Source organism: Serratia sp. PL7 (assembly GCF_945957435.1).
The window spans coordinates 1-286 of the sequence record NZ_CAMFLB010000149.1 but is presented as its reverse complement, the minus strand read 5'-3'; the positions used below and the strand labels follow the sequence as shown (position 1 = coordinate 286).

General features: G+C 51.0%; 1 protein-coding gene and 1 pseudogene. Both read right to left on the bottom strand.

Annotation, left to right across the window (positions count from 1 at the left end; all coding sequences use genetic code 11):
• Positions 1-110, bottom strand: a pseudogene (gene rpsE, locus N6G83_RS54690) (30S ribosomal protein S5); the annotation flags it as partial.
• 14 nt (positions 111-124) lie between these two features.
• The coding region (locus N6G83_RS54685; RefSeq protein ID WP_312847445.1) for a 50S ribosomal protein L18 at positions 125-286 on the bottom strand (162 nt) is incomplete at its 5' end.

The window sequence follows — 286 nt, the reverse complement described above, 5'->3', positions numbered from 1 at the left end:
GTCAGTGCGGTAAAGCTGAAAATACGGCCACCTTTTACGGTTTTAGATACGCGGTTTACCGCGATCAGCTTTTCCTGCAGTTCGCCAGCTTGTTTTTCGATGTGAGCCATCTTAAACCTCTTCCTTAGAACTGAAGGCCAGCTTCACGGGCAGCATCTGCCAGTGCCTGGACTCGACCATGATATTGGAAACCGGAACGGTCAAAGGATACTTTCGCAATCCCTTTTTCCAACGCGCGCTCAGCCAGAGCTTTACCTACGGCTGCTGCTGCGTCTTTGTTACCGGA